The following is a 7931-nucleotide window of genomic DNA, read 5'->3' on the forward strand; positions in this document are numbered from 1 at the left end:
AATACCCTTTTCAATTATGAAATTAATTAAGCAGATTAAACTTTTCTATAAAGAAGGGAATTCAGATAAAGTATACGAAATAGACTTGTGTAGTATTGATGATACTAATTATGTAGTCAATTTTAGATATGGAAGAAGAGGTAGCGTTTTAAAAGATGGGACTAAAACTCCCGAATATGTTTCGGCCGATAAAGCACAAATCATTTTTGATAAACTTGAAAATGAGAAAAAAGTTAAAGGATACGCTTCAGAAATAGAAACATTAATAGATCTTCCTTCGTTAGAAAGTGTAGAACCTGATTCTATAAACGGAGTTATTCTTCAGCGTTTAGAAGATGCTGTAATGGGAAAACAAACTTTTAGTACAACTTGGAAAACCAGTCGCGTAATTTGGAAAGCGGGTTTATTAGATACTAAAGAAGCGATTCCTTATATCATTAAATTAGCCTCAAAAGGGGATGATTTACAAACCTATTCGGCTATTTGGGCTTTAATAAAGCTTAAATCAGATACTGCAGAAGAAGTTTTTAAATCGTATGCTTTACAAAACAAACAAAAAGAATATATAAGAAATCTGGCTCATGAGGGATTACTAGGAATCTTAAAAGAGGAGGAATTACAAAAACATATCTCAACAATTCTGGAGGCGATACCTCAAGAAGCAAGATATCATATTGATAAAAAAGATTTCGATTCGTTAATAATTTTTCTAAAAGAGGAACTAGAGAATAATTCTATCAATTATCTAACAGCTTTATACTTAGTTGCAAAATTTGATAGCAAATTACATGAAATTGTTATTTTCTTACTAGAAGCAGTTCCATTTAGACCTCCTTATTTTAAGCACATTAGAGCTATTTATAAACTAGCTCATATAAGAAACGATGCAGATGCAATTGCAGTTCTTGCTTATCGTTTTGAGAATGAAAATCCTATGTTCACAAGAACAGTTTCTCTAGAAAGTGAATATGACAACTCTCAATTTATTACTGCTATAAATGAAAGAGTAAACATTGGGAAAGAACTTCGAGGGAAAAACAGTAAAATTGCATTCTCTAATTTTACCAAATTCTATTTTCAGAAAAATAGTCTTCGATTTTTAAAAGAAATGGATTCAGAAATGGATTCAAAAAAATACCTGAAGTTTGCGGTATCAATTTTATTGAAGTATTCAGAGGATGATTATAGCAAAGCCGAAAAATCGCCTATAAACATCTATGGACAATACAATTATAATGATCAGAAATATTATTACACAGTAGTAGATTACCCTGAGTGTTCTAACTTGGCATTGTTATCTACAATCTTATTTGGGAATGACGAAAAACGAATTTTAACTTCAAAGATGAAATTCATTTTAAATCAGGAAGTATTCTCAAGCAAAAACTATTATTACGATTCAAATCAAGTAACTAAAGTAAGTAGTAAAGTAACTACTGAAAATAAAAATACTGCTGCAGACCAGAGTTCGAGCTCAGTATTAGATGTTGCCAAAAAAGCATTTTCAACTTTTTTTGGTAAAAAAGAAACAGAGAAAAAGACTCAAAGTCTTATCGTTACTGAAGAACAAAAAACAATTGTGGATAACTCCCCAAAACGTCTAGAATTATTTCCAGAACATTGGGATGCTTTTCCTGAAGCTTATATTCAGCTTATAATGGAAGGGCAAATGAATATTATTCATGAGTTTGCTTATCATAATTTAAAGGCAAGAAAAGACTATAATACTTTAATCAATCGTTTTGACGAAACAAGTATTTTAAATTTATTAAATAGTGATTTTACTATACCAAACAATTTAGGATTTGAAACAATTGTTCTAAAAAATGATGTTCTTTCTACTCAGGTTAGTTTTATTGCTGATGTGCTGAACTCTAAAACCGAGTCTGCGAGAAATTGGTCTAAAAACCATATTTTATCAAACACGGCACTATTTCTTAATGATATTGAATGTGTTGTAAAACTAATTTTTAATGAAGTTTCTGATTTAAGAAATTGGATAACAAGCACTTTAGAGAACTTTGCATTTACGGAAGATAAAGCCAAAGTAATTACTGGAAAAGTAATCGTTGAACTACTTACGTTTGAAGAATATGAAGCTAACAATACTCTAGCGACACTAGCCATCGATAGGATGAAAAAAATTGCTACACCTCAACTCGAACAATTGAGTTGGGACATTGTAGCTCGCTTAATTTCATCGGATTTAAAAACTAATAATTTACTTGCCAGCAATATTTTAATTCTAAAATCCAAAAAAGTAGATTCTAAGGAAATTCCATTTTCATTAATTACTCTCTTTTTAGAAGATGAAAGTGCTGAAATTAGAAAAAATGGTATTCAGTTATTAAACAACTATCAGGAAGATTACTTATTAGCAAATAGTGACCCTTTGTTAGATTTATTTCATAATGAATACTCAGATGTTATTGAATCTGTCCTAAAGTGCATTACACAATTAGGAAAATCAAATTCCGGTATAATCGACGTTGCTCTTCCTAATGCAGTTTATGCAATGATTCGAAAAGAAAAGTTTGAAGGTGCTCATTTAATCTTCAAAAAATTCATTCTTGAAGAAACAACCAATCATTGGGATACAGCATTACAACCACGCGATGTTATAAAATTGATTCATGCTAATTATAGAGAAAGTCAATTAACTGGTTATGAAATTTTGAAGAAATATTCTCGTAAAGATGATTTTACAATCCGCCAGATTATCTCTTTAGGAAACCATGAAATCCTAGCTATAAGACAATGGTGTTGGAATTATTTTGTGGACAAAAAAGAACGAATTCGAGCCGAAAGAAATAATGCTTTAGCAATACTAGATACAACTTGGGATGATACCAGAGCATTTGCATTTAATTTTTTCAAAACCGAATTTGATGAAACCGATTGGGATTTAGAATGTCTGATAAGTATTGTCGATTCAGTATTACCGGCTGTTGAACAATTTGGAAAAGAAATCATTACTAAATATTTTAATCCTGATGATGGTGTAACTTATCTAACCAAATTAAGCCAGCATCCTAGCGTAAATATTCAGTTTTTTGTAACAAATTATCTAAACACGTATGCCACAGATAATCTTCCAAAGTTAAAAGAGCTTGATTTCTATTTCCGTTCCGTATTAACCCGAGTACATAAAGCCAGAATTGCTAAACAGCGTATTTTTCAGTTTTTACATCAGGAAGGAAAAAAAAGCGAAGAAGCTGCAGTTTTTGTAACCCAAATTATCGACGAAGTTTCGGCTACAGTTGCCATACAAGATAAAGCAAATTGCATCTCTATTTTGACCGATTTAAAAACGCTTTATCCGCAATTGCATACCCATTTAATCCTTAAAAACTAAGTTATGTTATTTGATTATAAATATAGCGGAAGCACCATTGTAAATAACACTTCTACTAGTACTGGCATGAGTTTTTCGCCAGATACTTTGCGAGAACCTACTTTTTTTGTTGGAAAACTAAACCAAAAAATAGCATTTAGAGAAGCTATTTCTGCGTTGCATGACGTAGTAATTTCTGATTTACGTTTTTTTCCAAAGGATAAAGAAGAATACAAATTATGGGCAGCAGAGCAAGAAAAGATATGGTTAAGTGAGTATATGGCCGATTTTCAGATTGAAAATGTCCGTGCCCGTATTCAGGAATTAAAAGAAGAATTAAGTATCGTTCAAAAAGAAAAAAGAACAGTAATGGGACCTTTTAACAAAGCTAAAACTGCCTATTTTGATTATTTATATAAAAATGATAAAGATGCCTGGTACGTATTAGATCCAGTAATCACGGTACATCCTGATGAAGTTTTTTTTGAATGTTTTAGTAAAGATGAATCATCTTATGGAAAATTAAGCTGTAATTATAATATATTCACAGAGATTAGTGACTTTAAATGTGGTACAACAAATATTGATTATTCAGAAGGATTATATAATGAATTCCAAAAAATAAGAAATTATAAAGAAACCGAGTTTAAGATTGACCCTTCTGGTTTTGAAGCTAAAACAACAAACGAACAAATCTACAAAGAGGTAAAAATAGATTTGCCTGATTCATGGGTTAGAGGATTTTTACAAGTAAGTTCAGCAATGACTTTACCTGCAACTGTACTCGATTTACATCCTATGGACATTTTTAGCTTATGCCAATATTTACGACGCTTCAAAGAAAAGAAAGGACCTAGAGCTTTACGATTTGTACTAGAACCAGACAAACCTATTAAAGCTATATTTGAACCTTTGCATGACGAAATTACATTTCATCGTTCTATTTATCAAGGAAACGAATCTAAAACAATTCGTATCTGGGGAAGACGTAGATTACTAATTTTAGAAAGACTAATTCCTGTAGCACGTAATTTTAAAGTAGTTTTATTAGGTTCAGGTTTACCGTCCTTTTTTATTGCCGACTTAGGCGATATGTCTTATACTTTAGGCTTATCTGGTTGGACAAAAAATGATTGGAGTACCGCAGGCAACTTTGATTTAATGGCACCAAGAAGCAATGTAGATTTATTTACTCAGGAAAAAGTTTTCAATGCATTAAAAGAAAATTGGCTCGATACATCTGATAATTTAGCTAAAAAGCTAAATCTTGATCCGTCTGTAGTTTCGGCATCATTAACCGCATATACTCAAGCTGGACGAGTAATTTATGACTTGAATTTAGGTGTATATCGCGTGAGGGAATTAACTCAAGAACCTCTAAACATGAAATCATTACGTTTTGCGAGTCCACAAGAAGAGATTGCTAATAATTACATAACCGAAAATAGAGTAAAAATAACTTCGACTGCAAATGCTGATCAATTGCAAATTAAAGGAAAAGTAAATGATAAAAACTTCACTTACAGCACTCTTGCAGTATTAGACAAAGATAACCGTCTTATCGAGGGTTATTGCGAATGCTCTTTTTACAAATCAAATCAATTACGAAAAGGACCTTGTGAACATATTCTAGCAACCCGAATGGCATTGCAAACTAAAAAAGCTATATAATATAAAAACCACGAATATTACGTTCGTGGTTTTTGTTTTTTAATCTATTAATAATTGGGTAACTGCAGCCGAATTTATCGCCCAATTTGTATCGTAAACCTCATCGGCATCTGGTGTTTCTACAATTTCCAAACCTTGCGCTTCGGCTTTAAGAACTAACAAACATCCTATGTTCAATTTACTGTTCAGCTTAGATAATAGTGCTTTCACACCTTTATAATCTAATCCTTGTACAACCTGACCTCCAAATGTCATCTCTAACCAAATGATTTCTCTTTTGGCTACATCCAAAACTCCAAAAACTAAACCTTTCGCAACATTTTGTGTCACTCGCACCTGATGATCTACACAAGATGGATCATAAGCAACTCCAGTTCTCTCGGATATTTTCATTGGGTGCTTACTATTCATCCAACCCACAATTAAATTTGGAGTTATACTTCCGTTACTATACGCATTACAAGTAAAAGTTACATATTTAGCTTTGGCTTTAGCCAATTCATCGATATTAATGTTGATATATTCTGCCGTACCTATTTTATTCGGAATACTTCTTATATCTCCACTATGCTTACAACCTGTAGTTTCTAATCGGCTAAAAGAACAAATATCGGCACTATCTGCATAAGCAATATGACAGCTTAAATCCATATCCAGATGTTGCGCTGGTAAATCTTGCCCCCATTGCATAAACAATCGTACTTCGTTACCCTCAATCGGGAAACGTGTCCCCATTAAAGCTACTGGTAAATCCTGAACGTTTTCACTTCTATCTCCTATCGCAACAGGAATATTAAACAATTGTGGATCTATATACATTGTCTTATTCTCATTTGCTACAGCAGCAAATCTCTTCTTCATTGCCAAGATACAAACATCCTCTATTTGCTTTTTCATCGCATTCAATTGCTCATCGGTATACAATGACAACAAACGATTTGGTTCGATTCTTTTAGTAGTTCCTCCCAATGGTTTCACACTTCTTTGGATCGTTTTATCAAAATAATTTTGAGCATACATATTCAAAGTAAAAACCAAACGTGCAGGTACTTTATCAATAATTTCATTAAAATGCGCTATCGTTTCATCGGCTCCAAACCAAAGCATATTCGAAAATAACGAACGAGCAAATAATCCTGGTCGTTGTTTTAGCAAAGCAAAAGTTTTATCTGCATCTAATTTCAATCGAAAATGATTCAGATTCCCTTGCCAAACTTCATAAGTCTGGTTATAGAAAGTATCCAATAAAACAGATAATTTTTCGAAACCTTTTCGTTTGCTATATTCTGGTAAACGCAATGCTCGTATAAAACGAACCCACATTCCTCTTTTTGGATGCATGATTTCGCAAGCAGCATCGGCACTCATTTCAAGATTACTCAACCAATTGGCAACCATCAAACATTCTTTTCTGGAATATTTAAGTTTTAAATTCTCTTTGGCAGTTAGCTTAGACTGGGCGCTATTATCCAAAAAATGAACCAAATGTTGGTTGTTTTTCTCCACTCTTTGTACAATAGTTTTTGGATCAATAATTTGCAATAAATTAGTTTTCTTGTACCATAAATATCTCAAAATATCTGTCGGCGTTTTAAAATATTGTGTTGCTTTTTCGGCTTGGCCTTGTTCAATTAATGCGTCTATAACAAGCATCAAAGTTTCTTTCATTGCAATAGCAACTTCTGGCAATGGCAAATACGTAATCGAAGTTTTTAAACTTTCTACCTGAGTAGCATCCAAAGCTGTTTTTGACGTCAATAACGAAGTAAAAAAATCATTCAACTCTTTTTCCGACCATAATTCTAAAACTTTTAATTTACTCCCTTGCCCGTAATTTTTAATTTTCCCAAATTCAAAAGGAGTTCCACAAAATGGGCAACCATTATATCTCTCTAAAGGAAAAGTACCATTAGGAATAATATGTCCACATTGCAAAGTGATTCCGTTACTAGATTTAAAAAGATTAGCAAACAAAGTCGCAACATGATCCATAACTGATTCTCCGGTAGGAACATTCCATTCTTTAACCAAAGGAGTCCAGTTTTTATTGGTTCCTAAAACTTCTTTTAAAATATCTAAAACATCAATTTTATAATTTGGATTTACATTATTTAAAGCATGTAATAACGATTCAGAAAAAGTGAATCCGAGTTTTGAAACATTAGCTACTAAAGCCAATGTAGTTCCTGATATTTTTTTAACATCATTTGCAATTAATTCTGTTGGAATAAAAATTGCATTTTGACGTAAACTGATTTTTAATAATTCTTGTGTTTTCATTTTTTTAATTTTTAAAAATTTAGATAATTGTGTTTCTGGTTCTACCTAAAAGATTTTTGAAGTAAGAAACACTTGACCTTAAATTCGAGGATAATGGATTAACTATACAAAGCCTTAATTTGGTGGGGATTCCCCAGAAGTAAGTTAATCTTGACCCTCGGTTGTATTAATGATAATTTTAAAACTTGTTCAAATTCGAACCGAAATTAACCGTGTTCTGAAGTAAGTTTTTAATAATCATTAATTGTGGAGCAGGTGGGATTCGAACCCACGACACGGGCGTTAAAAATGCGAGAAGTAAGTTATGATTGACCTTTTAAGGATAATTTCAAAACTACCTGCTCTACCGCTGAGCTACTGCCCCATATTTTTATAAATGTATTAATCGATAATTGTCAAAGTATATCTTAAATGGTTATTGAAGTAACTTTAGACTTGACCTGATTAATGTATTTGTTTTATTTAAAAGAACGTGTTTTTATTTGTTGAGCAAATATTCAAATTGTAGTACGCAATTATTCTGCGTAGCTAAAATATTTTTTTAAAATATGTATTAATTTCTTATTCCTGATAAGATATTTTATCTCATAAATCTGATTTTTATTTGCAGAAACATCTTTTTATTTATTGAAAAACTAGTAAAATT

General features: G+C 31.8%; 3 protein-coding genes and 1 tRNA gene. 2 read left to right on the forward strand and 2 right to left on the reverse strand.

Features of this window, described 5'->3' with window-relative positions:
* The first annotated feature begins 16 nt into the window (after window positions 1-16).
* Window positions 17-3355 carry a WGR domain-containing protein gene (locus B8T70_RS04255; protein WP_086894036.1) on the forward strand — a complete coding sequence of 1113 codons (3339 nt, stop codon included), beginning with the start codon at window positions 17-19 and terminating at the stop codon, window positions 3353-3355.
* Window positions 3356-3358: 3 nt separating this feature from the next.
* Window positions 3359-5005: a hypothetical protein gene (locus B8T70_RS04260; RefSeq protein WP_086894037.1), complete on the forward strand. Its 1647-nt coding sequence runs from the start codon at window positions 3359-3361 to the stop codon at window positions 5003-5005.
* A 39-nt stretch (window positions 5006-5044) separates the two neighbouring features.
* Here B8T70_RS04260 and B8T70_RS04265 read toward each other — a convergent pair whose 3' ends face one another.
* Together B8T70_RS04265 and B8T70_RS23770 are read right to left on the reverse strand one after the other, a co-directional pair.
* Window positions 5045-7285 (reverse strand): hypothetical protein, encoded by a 2241-nt coding sequence (locus tag B8T70_RS04265; RefSeq protein WP_086894038.1) that lies wholly within the window; start codon window positions 7283-7285, stop codon window positions 5045-5047.
* 247 nt (window positions 7286-7532) lie between these two features.
* A tRNA-OTHER gene (locus tag B8T70_RS23770) sits at window positions 7533-7649 on the reverse strand.
* Between the last annotated feature and the right edge of the window lie 282 nt (window positions 7650-7931).

Origin of the sequence: Flavobacterium sp. AJR, assembly GCF_002156885.1 — a bacterium.
Taxonomy (GTDB): Bacteria; Bacteroidota; Bacteroidia; order Flavobacteriales; family Flavobacteriaceae; genus Flavobacterium.

Coding starts and splice junctions, on each gene's coding strand:
- B8T70_RS04255 (WP_086894036.1), top strand. CDS start 17: ATGAAATTAATTAAGCAGATTAAACTTTTCTATAAAGAAGGGAATTCA.
- B8T70_RS04260 (WP_086894037.1), top strand. CDS start 3,359: ATGTTATTTGATTATAAATATAGCGGAAGCACCATTGTAAATAACACT.
- B8T70_RS04265 (WP_086894038.1), bottom strand. CDS start 7,285: ATGAAAACACAAGAATTATTAAAAATCAGTTTACGTCAAAATGCAATT.